The 25,590-nt window shown below is 45.1% G+C and carries 22 protein-coding genes; 6 read left to right on the top strand and 16 right to left on the bottom strand.

All coding sequences use genetic code 11. The features are described 5' to 3' along the window. The first annotated feature begins 67 nt into the window (after positions 1-67). Complete coding sequence (locus tag AB4371_RS18850; RefSeq protein ID WP_017059340.1) at positions 68-1,213, top strand: Na/Pi symporter; 1,146 nt, start codon at positions 68-70, stop codon at positions 1,211-1,213. A 259-nt stretch (positions 1,214-1,472) separates the two neighbouring features. Here the strand turns inward: AB4371_RS18850 and AB4371_RS18845 are convergent, their stop codons facing one another. The 5 genes from AB4371_RS18845 to rppH are packed head-to-tail and all read right to left on the bottom strand — an operon-like array spanning position 1,473 to position 6,781. Beyond that, entirely contained in the window at positions 1,473-2,324 is an 852-nt protein-coding gene (locus tag AB4371_RS18845; RefSeq protein WP_017062870.1) for a thymidylate synthase, read from the bottom strand. Between the two features lie 9 nt (positions 2,325-2,333). Continuing rightward, positions 2,334-3,155 (bottom strand): prolipoprotein diacylglyceryl transferase, encoded by an 822-nt coding sequence (gene lgt, locus AB4371_RS18840; protein WP_008221585.1) that lies wholly within the window; start codon positions 3,153-3,155, stop codon positions 2,334-2,336. 55 nt (positions 3,156-3,210) lie between these two features. Then, positions 3,211-4,002 (bottom strand): sulfite exporter TauE/SafE family protein, encoded by a 792-nt coding sequence (locus tag AB4371_RS18835; RefSeq protein ID WP_372150473.1) that lies wholly within the window; start codon positions 4,000-4,002, stop codon positions 3,211-3,213. Positions 4,003-4,010: 8 nt separating this feature from the next. Further along, positions 4,011-6,260: a phosphoenolpyruvate--protein phosphotransferase gene (gene ptsP, locus AB4371_RS18830; RefSeq protein ID WP_116870032.1), complete on the bottom strand. Its 2,250-nt coding sequence runs from the start codon at positions 6,258-6,260 to the stop codon at positions 4,011-4,013. A 2-nt stretch (positions 6,261-6,262) separates the two neighbouring features. After that, positions 6,263-6,781: an RNA pyrophosphohydrolase gene (rppH, locus tag AB4371_RS18825; protein ID WP_004739545.1), complete on the bottom strand. Its 519-nt coding sequence runs from the start codon at positions 6,779-6,781 to the stop codon at positions 6,263-6,265. Between the two features lie 616 nt (positions 6,782-7,397). On the opposite strand from rppH, the gene mutH reads away from it, so the two are divergent. Further along, positions 7,398-8,063: a DNA mismatch repair endonuclease MutH gene (gene mutH, locus AB4371_RS18820; protein ID WP_105059059.1), complete on the top strand. Its 666-nt coding sequence runs from the start codon at positions 7,398-7,400 to the stop codon at positions 8,061-8,063. A gap of 48 nt (positions 8,064-8,111) precedes the next feature. Here mutH and AB4371_RS18815 read toward each other — a convergent pair whose 3' ends face one another. The 8 genes from AB4371_RS18815 to xerD all read right to left on the bottom strand — a co-directional run bounded on the left by AB4371_RS18815 (position 8,112) and on the right by xerD (position 17,540). Continuing rightward, on the bottom strand, positions 8,112-8,423 hold the full coding sequence (locus AB4371_RS18815; protein ID WP_061033347.1) for a DUF6482 family protein: 312 nt from the start codon (positions 8,421-8,423) through the stop codon (positions 8,112-8,114). A gap of 204 nt (positions 8,424-8,627) precedes the next feature. Next, positions 8,628-8,879, bottom strand: a complete 252-nt coding sequence (locus tag AB4371_RS18810) for a hypothetical protein (protein WP_008224444.1) — start codon at positions 8,877-8,879, stop codon at positions 8,628-8,630. Between the two features lie 586 nt (positions 8,880-9,465). Continuing rightward, a complete protein-coding gene (vpsR, locus tag AB4371_RS18805) occupies positions 9,466-10,800 on the bottom strand; it encodes a cyclic-di-GMP-binding transcriptional regulator VpsR (protein ID WP_116870031.1) in 1,335 nt (444 codons plus the stop codon). Positions 10,801-11,070: 270 nt separating this feature from the next. After that, positions 11,071-12,603 (bottom strand): lysine--tRNA ligase, encoded by a 1,533-nt coding sequence (gene lysS, locus AB4371_RS18800; RefSeq protein ID WP_372150472.1) that lies wholly within the window; start codon positions 12,601-12,603, stop codon positions 11,071-11,073. Positions 12,604-12,667: 64 nt separating this feature from the next. After that, a protein-coding gene (prfB, locus tag AB4371_RS18795; protein ID WP_100205982.1) for a peptide chain release factor 2 occupies positions 12,668-13,766 on the bottom strand; the annotation gives its coding sequence in 2 pieces (ribosomal slippage) (positions 12,668-13,690 and positions 13,692-13,766; 1,098 coding nt in all). A 236-nt stretch (positions 13,767-14,002) separates the two neighbouring features. Continuing rightward, positions 14,003-15,739, bottom strand: coding sequence for a single-stranded-DNA-specific exonuclease RecJ (gene recJ, locus AB4371_RS18790; RefSeq protein WP_372150471.1), 1,737 nt, complete (start codon positions 15,737-15,739; stop codon positions 14,003-14,005). A gap of 80 nt (positions 15,740-15,819) precedes the next feature. Beyond that, on the bottom strand, positions 15,820-16,599 hold the full coding sequence (locus AB4371_RS18785; protein WP_372150470.1) for a thioredoxin fold domain-containing protein: 780 nt from the start codon (positions 16,597-16,599) through the stop codon (positions 15,820-15,822). A 26-nt stretch (positions 16,600-16,625) separates the two neighbouring features. Further along, positions 16,626-17,540, bottom strand: a complete 915-nt coding sequence (gene xerD, locus AB4371_RS18780; protein WP_017059327.1) for a site-specific tyrosine recombinase XerD — start codon at positions 17,538-17,540, stop codon at positions 16,626-16,628. A gap of 150 nt (positions 17,541-17,690) precedes the next feature. Between xerD and fldB the strand changes: the two genes are divergently transcribed. Continuing rightward, positions 17,691-18,212 (top strand): flavodoxin FldB, encoded by a 522-nt coding sequence (gene fldB, locus AB4371_RS18775; RefSeq protein ID WP_372150469.1) that lies wholly within the window; start codon positions 17,691-17,693, stop codon positions 18,210-18,212. Positions 18,213-18,358: 146 nt separating this feature from the next. On the opposite strand, the gene brnQ is transcribed toward fldB, so the two are convergent. After that, positions 18,359-19,672: a branched-chain amino acid transport system II carrier protein gene (gene brnQ / locus AB4371_RS18770; protein WP_017059325.1), complete on the bottom strand. Its 1,314-nt coding sequence runs from the start codon at positions 19,670-19,672 to the stop codon at positions 18,359-18,361. Between the two features lie 314 nt (positions 19,673-19,986). On the opposite strand from brnQ, the gene AB4371_RS18765 reads away from it, so the two are divergent. Then, entirely contained in the window at positions 19,987-20,715 is a 729-nt protein-coding gene (locus AB4371_RS18765) for a tRNA1(Val) (adenine(37)-N6)-methyltransferase (protein ID WP_017059324.1), read from the top strand. Between the two features lie 107 nt (positions 20,716-20,822). Then, a complete protein-coding gene (gene srmB, locus AB4371_RS18760; RefSeq protein ID WP_017059323.1) occupies positions 20,823-22,088 on the top strand; it encodes an ATP-dependent RNA helicase SrmB in 1,266 nt (421 codons plus the stop codon). 133 nt (positions 22,089-22,221) lie between these two features. Here the strand turns inward: srmB and yaaA are convergent, their stop codons facing one another. Then, positions 22,222-22,998 carry a peroxide stress protein YaaA gene (gene yaaA, locus AB4371_RS18755; RefSeq protein ID WP_017059322.1) on the bottom strand — a complete coding sequence of 259 codons (777 nt, stop codon included), beginning with the start codon at positions 22,996-22,998 and terminating at the stop codon, positions 22,222-22,224. Between the two features lie 208 nt (positions 22,999-23,206). Further along, the gene (locus AB4371_RS18750) at positions 23,207-24,634 is read right to left on the bottom strand and encodes a sodium:alanine symporter family protein (RefSeq protein WP_032545312.1); all 1,428 of its coding nucleotides are present in this window, start codon (positions 24,632-24,634) and stop codon (positions 23,207-23,209) included. 709 nt (positions 24,635-25,343) lie between these two features. Here AB4371_RS18750 and AB4371_RS18745 point away from each other — a divergent pair. After that, positions 25,344-25,532: a DUF3545 family protein gene (locus AB4371_RS18745; RefSeq protein ID WP_017059319.1), complete on the top strand. Its 189-nt coding sequence runs from the start codon at positions 25,344-25,346 to the stop codon at positions 25,530-25,532. Positions 25,533-25,590: the final 58 nt, after the last annotated feature.

Here is a 25,590-nt window from a genome sequence, read left to right as displayed (position 1 = left end):
TAACATCACGCTCAGATTAAACAAACAGACCAAACACAGACTTAAACGGTCCAATGGAGAAAACATTATGAACCAAGCTACTACTGCAGCAGCGCCTATCTCGAGCACTACTCGTTGGCTACGCTGGGCTAACTTGGCATTCATGCTTTACCTACTATTACTTTCAGTTTCAATGGTTGGTACAGGCTTCAAATGGGCAACAGGCGAGCAAGCAAAGGTTCTTTTCGAATTTGCTTCACACCCAGTTGCAGGCTTAATGATTGGTTTAGTAGCAACAGCGCTTATTCAATCATCAAGTACAGTTACTTCAATTATCGTTGGCCTTGTGGCAGGTGGTTTACCTGTTGAGCTAGCAATTCCTATGATCATGGGTGCTAACATTGGTACTACGGTAACCAATACGCTAGTTAGCCTTGGTCACGTTCGTTGTAAAGAAGAGTTCAAACGTGCATTCGCAAGTGCGACAATCCACGACTTCTTTAACCTATTAGCCGTTGCTATCTTCCTACCACTAGAGATGGCGTTTGGAATTCTAGAGAAAATTTCTCACTGGTTAGTATCACCGATGCTAGCAACAGGTGATATGAGCATGGGTGGTCTTAACTTCATCAAGCCAATCACTAAGCCTGTTGTAAGTGCGATTAAAGAACCACTATCAACGTTTGGCGACACTGTTGGCGGCATCATGCTTATCGCTCTAGGTATCGCAACTATCTTCGTAGCTATTACTGTAATGGGTAAGCTGATGAAGAGCCTAATGGTTGGTCGTGCTCGTGAGATTCTAAAGAACGCAATCGGTCGTGGTCCAATCCACGGTATCGCTTCTGGCTCTATCGTGACTATCCTTGTTCAGTCTTCTTCTACGACAACAAGCTTGATGGTTCCACTAGTAGGTTCAGGTGTTCTTAAAGTACGTGACGTTTACCCATTCACTCTGGGTGCAAACATCGGTACATGTATTACGGCTCTACTTGCAGCTACAGCAGTGTCTGGTGAGTTCGCAGTATTCGCACTACAAATTGCTCTAGTACACTTGGTGTTCAACATCATGTCAACGGTATTCATCTTCGGTATCCCGTTCCTACGTGAACTTCCAGTTAAAGCGGCAGACATGATTTCAGACATGGCTGTGAAGAACAAAGCTGTAGTGGCTGGTTACCTTGTTGCGGTATTCCTTGTACTGCCTGGTAGCGTGTTAGCTCTTACCGCTTAATAGCAAAATAAACATCGCTTATAGCAAAGCCCGCTACCTCCTAGGTTGCGGGCTTTTTCTTTTTAAGAGCAGATACGGGATTCGTGTAAGCGAGTATCGAAGAGAAAGAGCCAATGCGCGTTGAGAGTATACGAGTAACATAAAGCATCACACAGCATATGATTTCTCTGCTCTTCGAATCTCGATTACTCGTCACTGTAACTTAGATACAAAAAAGGCTGCACAGAGGCAGCCTTTCAATCAAACAAAGCGAGTGAGATTAAACCGAGAATGGGTACTTAATCGCTTCGTGGCATTCGTAACCTTCAACCCAGAAGTCATCCATCGTTACCCATGTTTCCAAATCTTCTAGAGACTTAATCTGAGGATTGATATGGAATGTTGGGCCAGCTAACGGCTCACGCTTTAACTGGATATCACGCATAGGTGCAAGTTGATCTTCGTAAATATGAGCATTTACTAGCTTATGGTAAGCCACGCCAGCTTTCTTACCCGTGATTTGCGCCATGATAGCTAGGAAGACATACACTTGAACCATGTTGAAGTTCAGGCCTAGGGGTACATCGCAAGAGCGCTGAGTGCTATTTAGGTACAGAGTATCACCAAGTAGTGAGAAGTGATGGCTGTACATACACGGACGCAAACATCCCATGTGGAACTCACCAGGGTTGTAGAAGTTTAAGATCTCGCCGCGGTCATCAATACCGTTAGTTAGATCATCAACAATCTTCTTCAGTTGGTCGATATGACCGCCGTCAGGTTTTGCCCATGCACGTCCTTGAACGCCATAAACACGGCCCATGTCATCTTCACCCTTGCGGTAAGGGTTATTCAGCCATGCTTCATTCAGGTTCGAGTTAGCATCCCAAGTTTTCGTTCCTAGCTTACGAAAATCTTCAGCGTTGTCGTAACCACGGATATAGCCAAGCAGTTCAGCAACTGCCGCTTTCCAAAAGCTCTTACGTGTAGTGACAAGTGGGAACTGGTTGTTACCAACATCATATTCAAGGTCAGCATTGATCACAGTTAGGCAGCGCTTGCCCGTGCGTTCATTTTCAATCCAAGTACCGTTATCAACGATACGCTGACAGAGATCTAAATACTGTTTCACACCAATTCCTTACTTCGTTTGTTGTGGTAATTCGTCTTTGTAGTGACCGCGCTTGTATGCCCATACCATCATCAGCGCACCGATGATAACCATTGGCAGTGATAGGATTTGTCCCATAGAGATAAACCCGCCGAACAAGCCTAAATGAGCATCTGGTTCACGTACGTATTCTACTAAGAAGCGGAATGTACCATATCCTGCAAGGAATAACCCTGATACAGAACCAAGAGGACGAGGCTTTTTAATAAACCAGTTCAAGATAAAGAACAGTACAATCCCTTCAAGTGCCATTTCATAAAGCTGAGATGGATGACGAGGAAGTGGACCACCATTCGGGAATACGATTGCCCATGGCACATCCGTAACACGACCCCATAGCTCACTGTTCATGAAGTTACCTAGACGGCCCATGCCTAAACCAAATGGGACGAGTGGTGCAATCATGTCTGCAACGCCGAAGAAGGTGCGACCATTCTTTTTCGCATACCAGAACATTGCAGTGATAACACCCAGCAAGCCACCGTGGAAAGACATACCGCCAGTCCATACTTTAAATAGATAAAGTGGATCCGCTAAGAAAAGGTCAAAGTTGTAGAACAACACGTAGCCAATACGACCACCAAGTACCACACCTAGAAAGCCAGCGAACAATAAGTCTGATACTTGCTCTCGAGTCCAACCGCTACCCGGCTGATCAGCTCGGCGATTTGCTAGCCAAAGAGCAAACATAAAACCGACAAGGTACATTAGGCCGTACCAACGAACTGAGATTGGTCCTAGTTCAATAAGAACAGGATCGATATTTGGGAATTCAATAAAACCCTGAGACATACTTGGCTCTCTATCTAAATTGAATAACGGTTAGCTCAATCGCTAACGAAAGACACTACAGCAGCATGGTCGCTGCTATAAACATTAAAAATACCGCAAAGAACTTCTTAAGTACTGGTGTTGGTAATTGCGTAGCCAGCTTCGCCCCCACTCGTGTGGTTAGTACTGATGTGCACGATATCGCAACCAAAGCAGGCAGGTAGACATAGCCGAGGCTAAACGCAGGCAGCCCCTCGACAGACGAGCCATGCCAAATAAAGCCTAGCATTCCAGAGATAGCGATAACGAAACCACACACCGAAGACGAGCCCACCGCCTTGCGCATTTCCACACCATGATGGTTAAGGAAAGGTACAGACAACGACCCACCACCAATACCCGCCAAGCTTGAAACCAAACCAATGCCACCACCACATAACATGGTTGTCGCAGAGGCAGGCATCGCTTTTTGGCTCTTAGAGCGAATCGACAATAGCATCTGCAGTGCTAGCACTAACACAATCACACCAAAAACTTTAGGCAAGTATTGAGAAGGAATAACGTCAGCTACAAAAGAACCGAGAAAACCGCCAACCACAACCCCTGGCATTAACCATTTAACGACAAATATCTCGACGTTACCCAACTTTAAGTGATTAATAGCAGACGATCCCGACGTAACAATAATGGTAGATAGCGAGGTCGCTAATGCCATTTGCATTGCAAACTCTTGAGGGATACCCGCTTTAGGGAGCAAGAACAGTAAGGCCGGAACTACCAGCAACCCACCGCCAATACCCAGCAAGCCAGCTAAAACACCAACAACAGCACCAAGGCCTGCCAGCAAGCCTATCAGTTCATATGACACGTTAATTCCTATTTTTTACCTGCTCGAATGAAGCCTGTAAATTCACGCTCTTCGAAATAGTTCAGCATCATACTATAGATGTCACTGCCATACGGCTTTGAAAGTGCCTTATTTGCCAAATCCTGTAATTCGCTCAAGTTAGATTGGCGAATCAAATACTTGGTTCTAGCAACATTCGAGGTGTTCATACTTAACGTCTGATACCCCAACCCAAGCAGTAACAATGCGCCCATTGGATCACCGGCTAGCTCTCCACAAATACACACAGGTAATTGATATTGCTTACAAGTATCATGAATCTGTTTCAATGCCATGATCACTGCCGGGTGCATAGATTCATAGACATCAGAGACGCGGGAATTGTTCCTATCAACGGCCAATAAATATTGGGTTAAGTCATTAGTACCGACAGAAACAAAATCGACCTTGTCGGCAATCAGTGGTAACAAGTAGAGCATCGAAGGCACTTCAATCATGATACCGATACGGGGCATCCGTACTCGATTATCAAGTTCATGCACTTCATCATAGGCTTGCTCAATCAACTGCAGGGCGTCATCCAACTCCTGAGCGCCCGAAATCATCGGTAGCAGAATGCTCAAGTTATGGCTTTCACAACTCGCACGTAGCATGGCACGCAGTTGAATAATGAAGATATCTGGATGATCCAGCGTAAAACGGATACCACGCCAGCCAAGGAAGGGGTTGTCCTCTTCGATTGGGAAGTAAGGTAATGCCTTATCACCACCAATATCGAGCGTACGCATCACCACCTGCTTATTTGGGTAGCTCGAAAGCACAGAGCGATACTGCTTGAACTGTTCATCCTCTGATGGGAAACGTTGTTGTAACAAGAACGAGATTTCCGTTCGGTACAAACCAACGCCATCTACACCTTGGTTGATGGCAATATTGGTATCAGCACTCAAACCTGCATTAAGTAGGATTTCGACCTGTTGGTCATCTTGGGTTTTCGCAGGTAGATACAGCTCGCGATTGACCATTGAGGAGAGCTCACTCTCTTCAAGAATCAGCCCGCGATACTCTTTGAGCAGGTTCTTGGTCGGCTCGATAAAGATCTCGCCACTATAACCATCGACGATGGCTTGCTTACCATTCGCTTGCTCGAGGTTAATGCTAACCCCCATCACCGAAGGAATACCAAGCGCGCGAGATAAAATAGCAGCGTGCGAGTTCGCCGCTCCTTCCAAAGAGATCACTGCCAACAGCTTCTCTTTTGGAATCGACGCTAATACTGAAGCGGTTAACTCACGAACCACCAGAATAATCGGCTTATCTAAGGTACGTAGCTCATACTCAGAGTTGTGAAGGAAGTACAACAGCCTTTGACCGAGCTCTCGGATATCCTGTGCTCTTTCACGCAGATACACATCCGACATACGAGCAAAGCGATTGGAATAGCTCTCAACCACCTGCCTTAGTGCCCAGTCCGCTTTATCGCCTTTCTGAATCTGGCTTTTTAGATCCTTACGCAACATAGGATCGTTGAGTAAGTGCGTAAACAGGTCAAAGATCGCCAATGCGTCTTTATTGATTTCACTGTCTAAGCGCTTTCGCATGCGCTTGAAGTCATTGAGGGCATTCTCAACCGCCACTGCCAATAACTCTTGCTCGCGCTCGATATTGAGCGTCGAAGCAGGATACACATCCGTTAATTCAGGTTGGGTGTTGTCCCACCACAGATCACCAATCGCTACCCCAGATGAAGCAGCAATACCTTTGATGCCTGGCAGCTTTTGTTGTTCCAACAGCCAATGACCTTGAGTTTGAGCGTGCGCCACAATAACCGCAAGTTGAGCTGACAGCGTAACGAGGAATGACTCTTCCATCTCACTGAATAAACGAGGTGTTTTTTGTTGAATAACCAATACGCCAAGCACTTGCTTGCGATGGATAATAGGAGTACCAAGAAAAGAGTGGTAAATGTTTTCTCCAAGTTCTGGAAAAAACTTATAAGCAGGGTGAGCAGACGCTTGTGCAAGGTTAATAGGTTCAGCACTTCGTTTCACGAGGCCAACTAAGCCTTCGTCGAAACCAATGTGAATACTATTACCTTCAAAGATCAGGCCTTGAGTTGCCATCAACTCAAGGCGCTGCATATCATTATTGGCTAAATACACGGTGCAACATTCCGTCTGCATCGCACTGCATGTCTCTTTAACTAGAATATCAAGTGCCGTCGATACATCTTCAACTCTTGATACGTGTTCAACTATTTCCCTTAGTTGACTGAGCATGCTTAACCTCTACGCAATTTGCGTTTTCCTTTTGTTTTTCGCTCTTTAAACGGCATTGCTAAAGATGCGAACTCTTTCATCGCTCGACGGTAAACATCTCGCTTAAAAGAAACTACTTGTCGAACTGGGTACCAGTAACTCACCCAACGCCAACCATCAAACTCAGGTGTACTCCCACGCTGCATATTGATACGCGATTCATCGCAATCTAAGCGTAAAAGGAACCACTTCTGTTTTTGTCCAATACAGACAGGTTTAGAATCCCACCGAACCAGTCGTTTGGGTAGCTTGTAGCGTAACCAATGACGACTTGTCGCGACGATCTTTACATCCTTTTTAGTAAGGCCAACCTCTTCATACAACTCACGGTACATTGCCTGTTCCGGAGTTTCACCTTCATCTATTCCCCCTTGAGGGAATTGCCATGAATGTTGCCCGTATCGTTTAGCCCAGAAGACCTGACCATGGTTGTTACAGATTACAATACCAACATTTAATCGGTAACCATCGCCATCTATCACTGGCCAACCTCTATCTAAATTTTTAATTACACTGATTTTTCCACATATCCCCAATTGGAGCAAACTTAGTGACGTGATAAGCGCTATATTTATGAATATTATCTGTAAATATGGATAAGTTTTGCTCAAATCCGAGTTACCCACACAATAGTGAGACCTAGACCACATTTATTCACCTTTTCTGTGAATAACTATGTGAAGAATTAGCCGCAATCGTTTTTTTTAATCCATAGATTAATCAACACTAAAACCTACCCACTAGAAAAACAAAAACTTAAACATTAAAAATCAACACCTTAAAATAAAAATAAAAAATCAAAGCACAGTCAAAACACAAAAGATCTTTTAAAAACACAAGCTGTTCAAAGATCAACCACCCCGGTGTTTATCCACACTACCAAGTGAAAGATTCATTTTACACCCCATTTGGCAAGCATTTTATCCACCAAAAACCCCTGTTTATTTATCCACTAAATTAATATTTCAATTAATTACCTTCATGTCCTGTGGATAACCCTAAGTTTGATCCCTTATTCGGCTAGGAGATCATTTCTTAACCAGTCGTCATTTGGTGATAACTTCTGATAAAATCATTTTTTTGATCATGCCTTTTATTATGAAACCAGAACCACAAACACAACAAGAGTTGTTAGACAGAGCTTACGCGATTGCCGGGATGACCTTCAAAGAGCTCGCTGATGAAGCAGAGATGGACATGCCAAACGATCTTAAGCGAGACAAAGGCTGGGTTGGGCAACTGTTAGAATGGCACTTAGGCGCACCTGCTGGCAGTAAACCAGAACAGGATTTCGCGAAGCTAGGCATCGAGCTAAAGAGTATTCCGATTGGCTATTCTGGTAAGCCACTTGAAACCACCTTTGTTTGTGTTGCGCCATTAATGGGAGTGCAAGGACTGACATGGGAAACCAGCCATGTTCGCAATAAACTGTCTAAAGTGTTGTGGATCCCTGTAGAAGGGGAAAGAGAAATCCCGCTGGCAGAACGTCACGTTGGATCACCACTACTATGGACACCAAGTGAAGCTGAGAACGAACTCCTAAAGAGAGACTGGGAAGAGTTGATGGAGTTGATCGTTTTAGGGAACGTTGAACAGATCACGGCAAGGCATGGAGAAGCCCTACACTTACGTCCAAAGGCCGCAAACAGTCGCGTGTTAACTGAAGCTTATGGAGCCAGTGGCAAGCCCATCAAGACCAAGCCTCGTGGGTTTTATTTGCGAACTCAATTTACTCACAACTTGCTGACGACGCATTACGCATAGCCCAATAAACATTAGTACGAAACAATATCAGTGAGTTACGTTCTTTGATCAATGAGGTTTCAACGCTAATTCGATATCACAGTAGCTTTGACTTGGCTCACTGCCAAATTCGTCATAAGCATTGTGCAAGCGAAGATAGGCCTTTTCAAACCCTAGCCGGAGTAACTCCTCTTTCACTTGATCCAAAGATCCAAAGTGAAGTGGCTCACCATCTTGTTTTACCGGCTCAAGCTTATGTTTGTACTCCACAGCCAGCAGATATTCCGAGATATCGGAACAGCCAATAACGTACACTTTGGGGATTTGATACGAGTCTTTGTGCTCTCCATGTAGCCACATGTCTAACTGATGCTTTTGCATAACCGGCCTCCCTTGCTCTCTATAGCTTAGTAGAACTCTATTTCTTTACTAGGGCACGTTGATTTTTATCGATTAAAAAAACAAAAAAGAGAAGCCAATGCTTCTCTTTTTTGTCCAGTTCTAGTTCAAAAGCGCTCACTTTTGACACCTAACTATCACCGTCAATGATTTAAGGGGCTGAAAGGTGCGATCAACCCCGAAAGATTACGTCGGTATTCGCGCGCTAAGAACACGACGAAGATGACGAACGCGACGTTCAATGGTGACAACTTCAGGCTCAGAGAAACCAATTGGACGACCATCGGCTTCAAGGCCAATATCTCTTAGCAAATGAGTGTTGTGCCAAGGTAGGTCTAGTGAACTACGACGTACTTTTCGCTGCCATTCCCGCTCTTCACGACGAAGATCGGCACGGATAAGGACTGTTGCTAATTTTAAATATACTGAGTGACGCATAATAACTCTCCAGTTGTTGAGTCAACTGAGGAAAAATAGCGTGTTAGATAGTATGAGGGCTTCTCACTTAGCTGCTATTTTTCCGCAGCCAAATAAGGGTACGGATCTATTAGTTAGGTTTATCTTGGGTGTTTCGATCGGCCATGGCTGAGATTTGTGACATAACAGTCACCATGTCAGTACACGGATCAAACGACGCGCAAATGTGCTGTATAAAATCGAAATGTTTCATTTGCGCCTCCAAGCTAACTAAAAAATCCAAAAAGAAATGGGGAAGTAAAAGCAGACAAGTCTTTGTTAAATCGTTGCTTTCACGGTTAAAGTCTAACCAAGTGAGTATATTATTCAACCGCTAATTGGTTAACATTTTTAAAACAATGCAATCGCCTGAAATATCAGTTGCATATTCATTTACATATAACATATTCACTATGATTATATAAAATCACAGCATATCTCTCTTAACGACTTAGAGTTCATCTCTCAGTTGTTCGAACATAAACGCAACGACTAGCAACAAAAAAGCCACGCATGATGCGTGGCTCTTAAATTTACACGAACAGATTGAATGACTTAGAAGAAAGTTCTACACAACTCCCTCAGAAATAAGGCTGTGTTTATTCAACAAACGGTACATGGTTGCCCGTGATACACCAAGTTCTTTAGCTGCCAGCGAAACCTGACCACCGTATGATTCCAAAACAATTAACAACGCATCGCGCTCTGAACGTTCACGAATACTCTTCAAGCTACGTCGTTCATCATTCTGTTTTGGTAAATCGAGTTGGTGATCTTCGATGATCACTGCATCCGACATCAACACAACACGCTTTATCTGATTCATCAATTCGCGAACATTGCCTGGCCAGTGGTAGCGATTCATCGAACGAATGGCATCGTCTGAAAAACTCTTAGCCTGAGCATTAAACTCTTTCGAATACTCTCGTAGGAAGTGATCAGCGAGTACGGAGATATCGCTTACACGCTCTTTCAGACTCGGCACATGAATGCGCAGCACATTGATATAGTGATAAAGCTCTTCATTGAAGTCCCCTTCTATCAGTGCTTTCTCGATATCAGAGGAGTTCGCAGCCAGAATTCTCACATCAACAGACTTAGGTCCTTCTGCGGTCTCAATCTTGCCTTCTTGTAGAAAACGCAGCAGATTCAACTGTTGATTACGTGGCATCGCCAAAACATCATTGAGCAAGATGGTGCCACCATCGGCCTCTTCCAGCATACAAGGAGAAGACGTTGGTTGTGCTGATATTCCAAATACCTCAGCTTCTATTCTCATTTCAGACAAGGCACGGCAGTTCACCGTTAGAAATGGCTTTTGAGATCGTGATGAGTTTTGATGAATAGAGCGTGCAATCGTCTCTTTGCCTGAGCCGCTCTCTCCATAAATCAGGATGCTGACATCGGTTGGACCAATACGCTTTACTTGATCTCTCAAGCGCTTCACAGCCACTGAGTCACCCAGTAAGCCCATATTGTTATTGATACCGTAATTTGGCCATACTTTCTGTTCTAACTTGAGCATTCCCAGCTGATGTCCAATAGTACTCAATAGCTGAGCATCAGGGATAGGTGCCGTGAAAAAGTCGATACAGAAGTTAACGATAAATTGGCAGATCGTATCAGAGCTTAATTGCGATTCACGGATAAAAGCGAGCCATCGTACTTGCTTATTGTTACTCACAAGGTTAGCAATACCATTAAGACTGAATTCATCATGGCTGAGATCGACAATACCAATACATGGGCCAATATCAGCAATCAAGGCATCCGCTTTTCGCAAGTCAGCACACTGGGTACACTGCCAACCCACTTGTTCTAATACAGATAACCAGGGTTCGTACGCACCACCAACGACGATAAGAGAACCTGGTAAGGAATCCATCTTAAATTGAGTTCCCATCCTTCTTCCTTATTCTATTTTTATTTAAATCAGACTAATACGACTCATCGCTTTTCGTTCGACTAGATGCCACGAGATCGTATTCAGCGCAGAGACGTATAGTAGTGAGACTATCTTAGATTTTATGTCTCAATAGTAAGACTATGTCAGAAATAGTGATTTTTCGAATCAAGAGTGCGGTACAGACTAGGTTTTGAGCTCTAAAAACAGAAAAAGCCACCCGAAGGTGGCTTTTAAATTTTATTGGGTGCTACGACCCGTAAGAGAAAGTTACGCTTGTGGACGCATTGCCGGGAACAAGATCACGTCACGGATTGTGTGCGTGTTTGTAAATAGCATTGCTAGACGGTCGATACCGATACCTTGACCCGCTGTTGGTGGTAGGCCATGCTCTAGTGCTGTGATGTAGTCTGCATCGTAGTACATTGCTTCATCATCACCCGCGTCTTTCGCGTTAACTTGCGCTTTAAAACGCTCGTCTTGGTCTTGTGCATCGTTAAGCTCAGAGAAGCCGTTCGCTACTTCACGACCACCGATGAAGAACTCAAAACGGTCTGTGAAGAACGGGTTGTCATCGCTACGACGAGCTAGAGGAGAGATATCCGCTGGGTAGCCTGTGATGAACGTTGGTTGAATTAGCTGAGGCTCAGCCGTTTCACCAAAGATCTCTTCAAGAAGCTGACCACATGTCCAGAACGTTTCCACTTCAACGTGTACAGATTTCGCGATTGCTACCATCTTCTCACGGTCTTGTAAGTCTGCTTCTGTTAGTGCTTGAATCTCAGCATGCTCAGGGTTGTAATGCTTAATCGCATCGAACATGCTCATACGCGCGTACTTACCACCGAACTCAACGGTTTCGTCACCGTAAGGCATAGAAGTTGAACCAAGAACGTCCATAGCCGCTGTGCTTAGCATCTCTTCAGTTAGATCCATAAGGTCTTTGTAATCAGAGTACGCTTGGTAGAATTCCATCATTGTGAATTCTGGGTTATGACGTGGAGACAGACCTTCGTTACGGAAGTTACGGTTGATCTCGAATACACGATCAAAACCACCAACCACTAGACGCTTAAGGTAAAGCTCAGGTGCAACACGTAGGTACATGTCGATGTCTAATGCGTTGTGGTGAGTGATGAATGGACGTGCAGTCGCACCACCAGGGATCACGTGCATCATTGGCGTTTCAACTTCTAGGTAGCCTTTTGAGCTCATGAAGTTACGGATTGAAGAAACAAGCTTAGAACGCACGATGAATGCGTTGCGAGAATCTTCGTTCACGATTAGGTCAACGTAACGCTGACGGTAACGCATCTCTTGGTCAGTTAGACCGTGGAACTTCTCTGGTAGAGGACGAAGAGCTTTAGTCAGCAGTTCAAACTCTTCCATGTTCACGTAAAGATCGCCTTTACCTGACTTATGAAGTGCACCTTTAACACCGATGATGTCACCGATATCTAGGCCTTGGTACTTCTCTTTCAGTACTTTTTGTACGTCTTTCGCTGCGTATGCTTGGATACGACCAGAAGTTTCTTGAATCGCAAGGAATGGACCACGCTTCGCCATTACACGACCAGCGATCGCAACGATGTGGTTAAGCTCTTCTAGCTCTTCCTTAGTCTTCTCACCGAATTCCGCTTGAAGATCGCCAGCTAGGTGCTCGCGACGGAAATCATTTGGGTGACCGTTCGCTTTGCAGTTCAAGCGGATGTGATCCAGCTTGCTACGGCGTTCAGCGATTAGTTTGTTCTCTTCAGGTGAAGAAGCTTCTTGTGCGTTTTCGTTTTGAACAGCATCAGTCATTGAGATGTACCCTGCTTGTATAATTTGAACAGCTATATTTTCGCAAATATAGTCGGTAAAAAGCTTACAGACCTGATTTCAGGCTAGCTTCAATAAATTTGTCTAAGTCACCGTCAAGAACCGCTTGAGTATTGCGGTTTTCGATGCCGGTACGTAAATCTTTGATACGTGAATCATCCAGTACGTAAGAGCGGATTTGGCTGCCCCAACCGATGTCTGATTTAGTATCTTCATTCGCTTGTTTTTCAGCATTTTGTTTTTGAATCTCAAGTTCAAAAAGCTTAGCACGTAGCTGCTTCATCGCTTGATCTTTGTTCTTATGCTGCGAACGGTCATTCTGACATTGAACCACGGTGTTGGTAGGAACGTGAGTAATACGTACCGCCGATTCCGTGGTGTTTACGTGCTGACCACCAGCGCCCGAAGCACGGTATACGTCAATACGTAAGTCAGAAGGGTTAATGTCGATCGTAATGTTGTCATCAATCTCTGGGTAGATAAACGCAGATGCAAATGAAGTATGACGACGGCCACTTGAATCAAATGGTGATTTACGAACTAGACGGTGAACACCTGTCTCTGTACGCAACCAACCGTACGCGTACTCACCAGAGATACGTACTGTTGCACCTTTCAAACCAGCAACTTCACCTTCAGATACCTCGATAACTTCCGTTTTGAAGCCCTTCGCTTCAGCCCAACGCAAGTACATGCGCAGCATCATTGAAGTCCAGTCTTGTGCTTCAGTACCACCTGAACCCGACTGTAGATCGATATAACAATCTGAAGCGTCATGCTCACCAGAGAACATACGACGGAACTCAAGTTTACCTAACTTAGCTTCAAGCTCCGCTAGTTCTGGTTCAATTTCGTCGAACGTTTCTTGATCTTCTTCTTCAACCGCTAGCTCTAGTAGGCCATCAACATCCTCAACACCTTGGTCAAGTTGGTCAATCGTTTCTACTACCGCTTCCAGTGCAGAACGCTCTTTACCTAGCGCTTGAGCACGCTCAGGTTCGTTCCATACATCCGGTTGTTCTAACTCTGCGTTTACTTCTTCTAGACGCTCTTTCTTAGCGTCATAGTCAAAGGTACCCCCTCAGGATATTTGTGCGCTCAGACACATCCTGCAGACGGTTTTTTATAGGATTGATTTCAAACATTTTAGCTCATCATTTATGAGTAGAATTTAACCGGAGAATTGTACTCAAAAGTGTGACGGAGATACAGAAATTTTTAGAGGGCAAACCAATATTCAGTCACTTACAACAATATAAAGTTTTAAGCTCAGAAATTGGTGCCATTGCGGGCGATTTAGGAAAGAAAACAAGCCCGAATTTCACATCCGAGCTTGTTGTTTTGATAAGGCGAATGAAGACGTAATCTTATTGAAGTTAGGCTATTTTGCTTCGATGTGGTCAACCATTAACTGCAATGATTGGTTACCACGAAACTCGTTAATATCCAGCTTATAGGCAAGATGTACGGTTTTTACTGAAGCATCTGGCCAGCGACGCAAATCAACATTGAAAGCGATGCCGTCGATCATCACATTGGTTGGATGGCCTTTGTAAAGCGGCTCTAACATTAGCTTAAGGTGTTTTTCACCCACCAGCTTTTGATGCAGTACTTTAAACTCACCATCGAAGATAGGCTCTGGGAATGCTTGCCCCCAAGGACCACCCGCGCGCAGAGTTTCAGCGGTGTGCATAGAGAGCTCTTCAGGCAGCAACTCTCCGTCAGACAAGATAATGCCCTTAAGTGCCGTTTCTCCGAGTTCATTCTTCACCACATCATTGAACAGCTTGCTGAAGCGTTCAAAGTCCTTTTCCATGATGGTTAAACCAGCCGCCATTGCGTGGCCACCAAATTTAAGAATCAAGCCAGGGTTTTGAGTATCAATTCGGTCCAATGCATCACGCATGTGCAGACCCGGAATTGAACGACATGAACCTTTGATACTGCCTTCGCCGCCATCTGCAAACGCAATCACTGGGCGGTGGTATTTGTCTTTGATACGCGAAGCCAAAATACCAATCACACCTTGGTGCCAATCACGTTGGAATAGTGCCAAGCCAGAAGGTAGGTCGTCTTTACCAAATTCAAGGCGCTCACAAAAAGCCATCGCTTCTTGCTTCATACCCTCTTCGATCTCTTTACGTGTTTGGTTCAAGCCATCTAACTCACTCGCCATTCGACGAGCCGCATGGACGTTGTTACTCATTAGCAGCTCAACACCAAAAGACATGTCGTCTAATCGACCAGCTGCATTGATACGAGGACCAAGAGCAAAGCCAAAGTCAGACGCCACCAAACGCTTAGCGTCTCGCTTAGCAATTTCGATCAAGGCTTGAATGCCCGGACGAGCTTTACCCGCACGAATACGTTGCAAACCTTGATGAACTAAAATTCGGTTGTTTTCATCGAGTGGAACCACGTCGGCAACCGTACCCAGCGCCACAAGGTCAATCAGTTCCATCAACTTAGGTTCTGTCATGCCGCGTTCTGCAAACCAATTCAGTTTACGCATGTGAACACACAGTGCCATCATCAGATAGAAAGCGACCCCAACACCCGCTAAGGCTTTAGAAGGAAAAGCACAACTCTCAAGGTTTGGGTTAACCATCGCGTCGACCATTGGCAGTTCATTGCCCGGCAAGTGATGATCGGTCACCAGAACCTCTAGTCCTTTCTCTTTAGCGAAGCGAACACCTTCAATTGAAGAGACACCGTTGTCGACCGTCATGATCACTTCAGCACCAAGCTCGATTGCCTGTTCGACAACCTCAGGGCTCAAGCCATAACCATCTTCAAAACGGTTTGGTACCAGATAGTCGACGTTAGAGCTGCCGAGCATACGTAACGCTAAAACAGACAGCGCCGAGCTGGTCGCGCCATCGGCATCAAAGTCACCAACAATGATGATGCGTTTTTGCTGCTGAATAGCTTTGAACAACAGCTCAACCGCAGCATCAATGCCGCCCAGTTTTTGATAAGAGTGCAAGCCTTTCGCTGCTGTCTCTAGTTGGTCGGCACTGTCGATTCCACGACTCACATAAATGCGCTTTAACAAGTCAGGTAAGTGAGCAGGTAAGACTGAAATGTCGACCTCAGGACGGCGTTGGATCTCTATCATATAAAAATGGGCCCGATATCAATCAGGCCACTCCTTAAATCAAAAACATGGGGGATAAATTGGCAATACAGAAAACGAGATTATTGCTCTAAACGTTGAAGAAGTTGTGCTGGCGGTAAGTAACCACTCACCAACTCACCACTTGCTAGCACGATAGCCGGTGTGCCATTGATGCCAAGCTCACGACCTAATTGGTACTGTTTAAAAATGATCTGCTTTTGCTCTGCTAGATCTTTACCAGACGCTGGCATTTGACGATTTACTTTAGCGTCATGCATCGCTGTTTTTGGATCATCTGAAGCCCAGATTGCTGCCATTTGATCGGCAACTTGCCCTGTCGCACCTTGGCGTGGGTAAGCCATGTAACGAACGGTAATACCCAGATCGTTGTAGCCCTGCATGTGGCTGTGCAGACGAACACAGTAGCCACACGTAATGTCAGTAAATACCGTCACAACATACTTTTCGTTATCGGCTTTGTATTCAATAACCGTATCCGACATCGCCGCGACTTTTTCAGCATTCAGCGGAGCTTGACGCTCAGCCAAAACATCACTGAACTTACCGTTTTCATCTAAAGAGTAAAGTGTACCGGCTAGAAAGTGATCGCCCTCTGGAGAAGAAAATATAATGCCGCTGTTGGTTTGAACTTCTAACAAACCATCGATATCCGAAGGCACAATCTTATCGACCTTAATACCGATTTTTTCAAAACGCTTAGTTAACGCAGCTGTATCAATAGCTTGAGCTGGAGCAGCTTCTACGGCTGTTGATGTTGTTTCTACTTTCGCTTCTGATGCATTACATGCAGTAATCATAAGAGGAAGCGCTAGTAGAGGAAGACGGCGTAATACGCTCATTAAGTTCACCTTAAAAATAAATGGATTTAAGCACGTGGGTGATGTTGCGCATGAATTTGCTTGAGCCTTTCAGTCGCCACGTGAGTATAAATTTGGGTTGTCGATAAGTCACTATGCCCAAGTAACATCTGTACGACCCTGAGATCTGCGCCATAGTTCAGTAAATGCGTCGCAAAAGCGTGTCTCAATACGTGTGGTGACAACAATTCTGTGTCGATACCAGCGACGACCGAGTAGTGCTTAATACGATACCAGAACGTCTGACGGGTCATTTGCTTGGCGCGTTTACTCGGAAAAACCACATCAGAACTGTTTTCGCCAAGTAGATGTGGACGACCCTGTTCAATAAAAGTCTCTATCCAATCCACCGCATTTTCGCCCATTGGTACTAAGCGCTCTTTGCCACCCTTACCAATAACACGCACCACGCCCTGTCTTAGGCTGATGTTTTCCATCGTCAAGCTAACCAGTTCTGTCACACGCAAACCGGTTGCATAGAGTAACTCAAGCATCGCCTTATCGCGAAGCTCAATCGGATCGTTCGGATCTGGCGCATCGAGCAAAGCATCAACCTGCTCTTCGCTCAAATCTTTCGGCAAGCGTTGCGGCAGCTTCGGGCTGATCAACAAGGCACTTGGATCATCGCCTCTGATTTTCTCGCGGTGCAAATATTGGAACAAGCGACGAATCGCCGACAACATACGGGCACGAGAGGTCTGCTTAAAATCGGCGTCGGCTAACCAGCCTTGATAATCCTGTAAACCTGAAAGGCTAATGAAGTCGAGGCGGTAATTGTTCTTTTCCATCCACGCTAATAACTTGGACAAATCGGTACGGTACGAGACAAGCGTATTCTCCGATAATCCTCGCTCCATCCACATAGCATCTAAAAACTGCTCAACGAGACCGTGGTCTGCGCTCTGCCCTTGAGGCGACTGCATAGTGTTACTCACAATATTGGAAACTGTTTTGAGAGTATGCCAGAGCAAATATGAATGCCATAAAAATTACGACTTGAGCGGATAATCGCTGCAATCGAAGTCGATTTATGGTTAGAATTCGCCATCTGAAATTAAAATCGAACGTTTGCTATGAAAATTGGATTATTTTACGGCTCAACCACCTGCTACACAGAAATGGCAGCAGAGAAAATTCGCGGCATTATTGGTGAAGACCTAGTTGATATCCATAACGTGAAAGAAAGCCCTCTTTCATTGATGGCGGACTACGACCTTTTATTGCTGGGCATCTCGACTTGGGACTTCGGTGAAATCCAAGAAGATTGGAATGAACTGTGGGAAGACATCGCAACCACGCCTATGAAAGGCAAGGTTGTGGCTCTGTTTGGTTTGGGTGACCAAGAAGGCTACGGCGAATGGTTCCTTGATGCGATGGGTCTGTTGCATGATGAACTGAAAACCGCTGGAGCAGAGTTTGTTGGCTTCTGGCCAAACGACGACAGCTACGAGTTCGAAGCGTCTAAAGCGTTAACGGAAGACCAATCTCAATTCGTTGGTTTGGCGCTTGATGAAGATTCACAATACGAGCTAAGCGACGACCGTATCGCAAGCTGGGTTGAGCAAGTACTGGTTGAGTACAGCGAAAAGCTATAACCAAACAGAAGTACTCCCGGCTAAGTAGCTAACCAAGTAACTAGCTGGATATAAAAAGACCACAGAATACAAAAAGGCCTCATTACTGCGAAGTAATGAGGCCTTTTCTATTTCATCTCGAAGGACAATCTAATCTCAACGGAAGATTAAACAGTCTCTTCAGCCATCTCTTGTTCTGTTGACTTGCCAACAAAGAACATACAGATGATTGCAGCCGTTGTTGGAAGCAACCAACCCATACCGATCTCAAACAGTGGCAGCATCTTAAGTGCAGACACGTCTACACCCGCTACTTTAGCGCCATCAATAAGAGCAAACAGCAGTGACACTAATACCACTACGCGGTAAGCCGCTTTTGGATTAGGGAAACGGCTACGTAAGAATGTCAGAGCAACCAACGCGATAGCGACTGGGTACAGTGCAAACAGTACTGGAACAGACAGAGAAATCAGTTGAGAAAGACCAACGTTCGCAACGGTTGCACAAGCTACACCATTGATGATTACCCAAGTCTTGTAAGACAGAGGCGTTAGCGAGCTGAAGTAATCAGAACATGCTGACACAAGGCCAATCGCCGTAGTTAGACATGCTAATAGTACGATCACAGAAAGCACTAGCTGACCAGAAGGACCAAACAACGATTGAACGTATAGGCTTAAAATAGCACCACCATTGTCTGCACCAGCTGCGACTGTTGCACTTGTTGCGCCTAGGAAAAATAGAGAGATGTAAACAAACGCCAGACCCGCTGCGGCAATACAACCCGCGCTAATTAGGTACTTAGTCGTCGCTGCACGGTCAGTAATGCCCTTGCTACGAATCGCATCAACAATCAGCATACCAAACATCAAAGAAGCAAAAGTATCCATGGTGTTGTAGCCTTCAAGGAAACCTTTGGTCAGTGGTTGAGTGATGTACTCACCGTGAGCCGCAAGAATATCGCCTTGAGGGTTAACGAATACAGCAATCGCCAGCACAACCAAACCAACGAACAGTGCAGGTGTTAGCACCTTACCAATGACGTCAATAAGCTTACCTTGCGACCATGAGAAGAACATCGCTACTGCAAAAAATGCAATCGAAAAGAGAGTTAGGTGAGCTTGAGAGGCATCGATGAAGAACGGTTTCACCGCCATCTCATAGGCAACAAGGCCAGTACGCGGTGCAGCAAATGCAGGACCGATAATGATAAAGATCAGTACAGCCATGATGGTTGCTGCTTTCTTAGGAAGATCTTTAGTTAAGTGACCCCAAGAGCCACCAGCCACTGCGACCGCGACGATAGTGATTAACGGCAGACCAACGGCAGTCAGCAGAAAACCAGACATCGCTGGAAGGAAGTGATCACCGGCTAATTGGCCAGCTAGAGGTGGGAAGATGATGTTACCCGCACCCAAGAAAAACGCAAAAAGCATAAAGCCCAATGCCATTATATCTGTTAGTTTTAGACTCTGTTTCACAGATAATCCTTAATTATATTTATGAATTTATGTTGTGCTTACATGAATGTTACAGCTCAAAGCTGCCAATCAATCTATAAAATAGTCGCGCATAATGACGAAACAACTGGCTAGCTGCAAGTCACCACACAAAAACACCATATAAATTTGCATATGAGAACAAAAAGCAGTGGATTCCACTAGCTATAGAAAAATAGCCACAATTATAAACTAACCACAATGCACAACAATATTTTTTCAAGCAGAACATTAACTCATACAAGCGGTTAACATTAGAGCTAATCACTTAAAATATCTCGATACTCAGAACATTAATGAAAGACAAAACAGTGCAAACTAAAAGCTTCAATTTTAAGCAATTCTCAATTTACGGCGGGAAAAGCGGTATGCCAGTCAGTACCGATGGCGTATTACTTGGCGCGTGGGTAAGCCTGCCACAAAGATCATGTGTACTCGATATTGGAACCGGGACAGGTCTGCTGGCTTTGATGGCTGCGCAGCGTTTTGAAGATGCTTCAATCTCTGCGATAGATATTGATCAACACGCTATTGATGCTGCCACTGTCAATATTGAGCAGTCGCCTTGGCAAAATCGTATCTCCCTTGATCACGGCAGCGTGTTAACAGCCGACTTTCCACAAAGGTTTGATGCGATCATCTGTAACCCGCCCTACTTCAACTCTGGAGAACAGGCGCAGCAAAGCCAAAGAGCCACCGCCAGGCACACCGACAGCTTGGATCATTTAGCGCTTGCCCAGCGTTGTTTCGAGATAACAACCGACGCCGCGACTGCCAGTTTCATCCTACCGACGCCTGAGGGGGAAGGTTTTATCAAGCTTGCCGAGCAATGTGGTTGGTATCTAGCAAAACGCCTTGATGTAAAAACAACAGATAAAAAGCCAGCTAGCCGAATTTTATTCGAGTTATCTAAAGATCCTGCTTGCGAGCAAGATTTGCAGCGCGAATCGCTTACAATTCACCATCAAGGTGGTTATAGCGAAGCATTTATTGCGCTCACTAAAGATTTTTATCTCAAGATGTAGCAAATACCATGTGATCCTAATCACTAATGCTTCTATAATGTCCGACTACTCTTTTTTATCGTCTGCTTTTTGAGGCAGAAACATTTATTGCTTGTGGAGAAACAACAGTGATCAGAACCTTTGCAGAACTCGATCTAAACCAAGAGCTGCTTAAAGCAATTGACGAAATGGGCTACGAACGTCCAACACAGATACAAGCTGAAGCAATCCCACAAGCGTTAGATGGAAGAGACGTTTTGGCTTCTGCGCCAACAGGTACTGGTAAAACAGCATCATTTGTATTGCCAGCACTGCAATACCTACTGGATTTCCCACGTAAGAAATCTGGCCCTGCACGTATGCTTATCCTGACGCCAACGCGTGAGCTAGCAATGCAGATCACCGAACAAGCACGTGAGCTTGCTAAATACACCAGCCTAAATATCTTCACGATCACGGGCGGTGTGATGTACCAAGAGCACGCAGATATCTTAAGTACCACTCAAGATATCGTAGTAGCAACACCTGGCCGTTTGATGGAATACATTGAAGGCGAGCGTTTTGACTGTCGTGCGATTGAATGGCTGGTTCTAGATGAAGCCGACCGCATGCTAGACATGGGCTTTGGTCCTGTTGTTGACCGTCTGTCTGCAGAGTGTCGCTGGCGTAAACAAACTTTACTGTTCTCAGCAACGCTAGAAGGTAAAGGCATTGAAGGCTTCACTGAAGATCTACTGAAAAACCCAGCGGAGATCGATGCGAAATCATCACTTCGTGAGCGTAAGAAGATCACTCAGTGGTACCACCGTGCAGACACAGCAGAGCACAAGCTGAACATCCTAAAGCACGTCATCACAGAGCAAGCTGAGCGCAGCATCGTATTCTTGAAGACGCGTGATCGTCTAGGTGATCTACGAGCTCAACTTGAAAGCGCGCAAATTCCATGTGCGTGGATCCAAGGTGAAATGCCTCAAGATCGTCGTAACAACGCGATTGCTCGTTTCCGTGACGGCTCTGTAAACGTACTACTAGCGACTGACGTTGCTGCTCGTGGTATCGACCTTCCAGACGTAAGCCACGTAATCAACTACGACATGCCACGTACTGCTGACGTATACCTACACCGTATTGGCCGTACGGCTCGTGCTGGTAAAAAAGGTAACGCGGTTTCTATCATTGAAGCGCACGATCAACTAATGATTGAGCGTGTGGCTCGTTACACAGACGAACCAATCAAAGAACGCTTCATCGAAGGCATGCGCCCTACGCATAAGAAAGCGGCCGTGACTAAGAAGAAGAAGCCGAAGAAAGAAGATAAGAAAGCGGTAGAGAAACAAAAAATCGCGAAGAAGAAAAAAATCGCGAAGAAAAAGAAAGCAGCAAAGAAGAAGTAATCTACCAGCTTCAACGATTCAATAAAAAAGCCCCATGCAGTTCGCTGCATGGGGCTTTTCTCTATCTGGTCTGTCTCGGTCTCTAATATTAACTACAGGCTAAAACCGAGAGCTACTCGTTAGCCAAGGACTACTAGTTTTGCTCTTCGCGCTTAAAGACAAGCTCTTTCGCGTTCGACTCTTCTTCAACGAAGTAGTAGCCCGCCGTATCAAACTGGGTCAGCGCCTCAACCGAGTCGATCTTGTTCTCGATGATGTAGCGAGCCATCATGCCACGCGCTTTCTTCGCGTAGAAACTGATCACCTTGTACTGACCGTTCTTGCAGTCTTTGAATACAGGGGTAATCACTTGGCCATCCAAGTTCTTCGGCTTCACGGCTTTAAAGTATTCGTTAGACGCCAAGTTGATCAACACATTGTCGCCTTGAGCATTCAACGCTTCATTCAGCTTGTCTGTGATGATGTTGCCCCAGAACTGGTACAAGTTAGTACCACGAGCATTGGCTAAGCGTGTACCCATCTCTAGGCGGTATGGCTGCATCAAATCTAATGGCTTAAGCAAGCCATATAACCCAGAAAGCATGCGCAGGTGGTCTTGTGCGTAGTCAAAATCTTCATCCGATAGCGTTTCAGCGTCTAGGCCAGTGTATACATCGCCTTTAAAGGCTAGGATTGCTTGGCGTGCGTTGTCTTGGGTAAAGGTCTCGCTCCACTGCTCAAAGCGCGCTACGTTCAACCCTGCGATTTTATCGCTGACTTTCATCAGTGCAGAAATATCTACTGGCGTCAGTTTGCGGCACTCTTCAATCAGCTCAGCAGAGTGTTCAACAAACTCAGGCTGACTAAAGCGTTCCGTCGCTAATGGTGATTCGTAATCAAGTGTTTTGGCTGGAGAAACGACAACTAACATAACTTTACCCTAATCGGTTATCTAACTGGATGCTGCTAGAGTATAGAAAAAACATCAACTTGTCTTTATGACTCTTCCTATTACTTCGATAGGGAGAATGAGCTTCGATAGACAGAATGAGACAAATGACAGGCAAACAAAAAGGCTAAGGTCGAAACCTTAGCCTTTCTAATCACTTTAGGATGAGCCGTTTATCGCTCCAACAAGATTACTTCTTGTTGTTGTCCCAAATACCGTCTTCCAGCTGAGACTTAAGCTCTGGGAAGTCATTCGAATCGAATGTTGGTACTTTACCCGCGTCTAGTTGGCGGTTGTAGTCTTTCGCTAGCTTAATCACGATACCTGATAGCAGGATAATCGCCACCAAGTTAACAATCGCCATTAGGCCCATCGATACGTCAGCCAGTGCCCATACCGTTGGTAACGTCGCTAGAGAACCGAACATAACCATACCCAGAACAACGATACGGAACAGCACTAGGCCCTTCTTGTTGTTGTGCTCAAGGAAGATAAGGTTCGTTTCAGCGTACGAGTAGTTTGCAATGATTGAAGTGAAAGCGAAGAAGAAAATCGCTACCGCTACAAAAATGCCGCCCCATTCGCCCACTTGTGCTGTTAGTGCACGTTGCGTTAGTTCGATACCCGTTACTTCACCGTGTGGTACATACTCACCAGACATCAGGATGATTGCGACTGTTGCTGAACAGATAACAATGGTATCCATGAACACGCCTAGCATTTGCACGTAACCTTGTGATGCTGGGTGCGGTGGGTAAGGCGTAGCAGAAGCTGCTGCGTTTGGCGCAGAACCCATACCCGCTTCGTTCGAGAACAAACCACGTTTGATGCCGTTAATCATCGCTTGTGCGATTGCGTAACCTAGGCCACCCGCTGCTGCTTCTTGCAGACCGAATGCACTCTTGAAGATAAGAGCCAGTACTTCAGGCACTTTCTCGATGTTCGCGAACATCACGTACATAGCGATCGCTAGGTAAGCCAATGCCATGATTGGAACGATGATTTCTGCTGTGCGTGCAATCTTACGGATACCACCGAAGATAACGAACGCAGAGATGATTACGATACCAACACCAACGTAGCTACGCTCAAGGTCGAATGCCGTATTCATTGCGCTTGCAATCGCGTTCGCTTGAACCGCGTTGAATACAAGACCAAATGCAATGATGAGGAAGATAGAGAATAGAACCCCCATCCAACGCATGCCTAGGCCTTTCTCCATGTAGTATGCAGGGCCGCCGCGGTAGTTACCGTCGTTATCACGCGTTTTGTATAGCTGTGCCAGTGTGCTTTCTGCAAACGATGTTGCCATACCTAGCATGGCGATTAGCCACATCCAGAAGATAGCACCAGGGCCACCGGCGGTTAGTGCCACAGCAACACCTGCCATGTTACCTGTACCTACACGAGCAGCAAGACTAGTACAAAGAGCTTGGAAAGAAGAGATACCAGCACTGTCTGCTTTACGGCTGTTTCTAAGAACAGAGAACATGTGGCCGAAATGGCGGAATTGAATGAAGCCTAGTCGTACAGTGAAGTAGATACCCACACCAACCAGTAAGTAAACTAAGATAGATCCCCAAAGGAGATCGTTCATCAAATTGATTAAGTCTGTCACGTGAACCTCGTAATTGAGTTTAAGCACCGATCATGCTTCCTAGCCTTCCTCTTAATCGCCTATGCCTCTGTCAATGTTGTGTCGGCACTCTTGTTATATTCTTGCGGCGATTGAGACTGTAAATGTCGCTTCATGCATCCATTTTACGTATCAGTGTATTTTTTGACGGGCGGATAATGCAGCGAGACGGCCTAAAAATCAATATGCAAATACACTTATATTAAAATGACATTTCACTAATAACACACCTTTTGTTAACACAACTTTCAACAATGCAGCCCAATAAAAGTCACATTATCGGGACATAATATCAACAACAGCCACGGCACTACCCCAACAAGAACACCATCCTATAAAAATGACGTCAGCCTAGGTTTTACAAGGTATAGTGAAGATCTTCGTTTTTTTCTAGGCCAATGAGATCCCTATACCGCACGGTACCATGTGCACTTCAATGCATTGTAGTCAAAACGCTATTCCATTCGCACAATGAATTAACATTCAATAACCCCCAATTTAATCGTTTACTTAGGTTTGTTTGCCTGTTTTTTATACATAATAATTCTCACAATGTGTGAGCATGCATAAGAAAATAGAACAAAAGCTTCATGGATTTGAAACAAATGAGAAACAAATCAAAGTTATTGTGAACCTAAATATGATATTTATTGGTTCGTAAGAACTAGTCCCACGGAAGGAGATATGGCTTATGGATAGCTTTCAATTCGATGAAGTATCAGAACTAGAAATGCCTCGTGTAACTCAAAAATCACGCTCGAAACCACTCAAGCGTAAGTGGCGTGAAATCGAAGCCATCAACGATCGTAGGCAGCTTGAGAAAGAGCTGAGAGAGATGAACCTAGGTCTTGATTTTAGCCTTGACGATATAAAACTTTAATCAGCACGATAAGAAATCAGATAGCAAAAGGCACCTATATAGGCTGTCTCTTATACAC

The sequence above is a fragment of the Vibrio sp. 10N.261.51.A3 genome (genome assembly GCF_041471965.1).
Lineage (GTDB): Bacteria > Pseudomonadota > Gammaproteobacteria > Enterobacterales > Vibrionaceae > Vibrio > Vibrio crassostreae_C.
The sequence above is the reverse complement of the archived record's forward strand: the minus strand, read 5'-3'. Positions and strand labels throughout refer to the sequence as shown.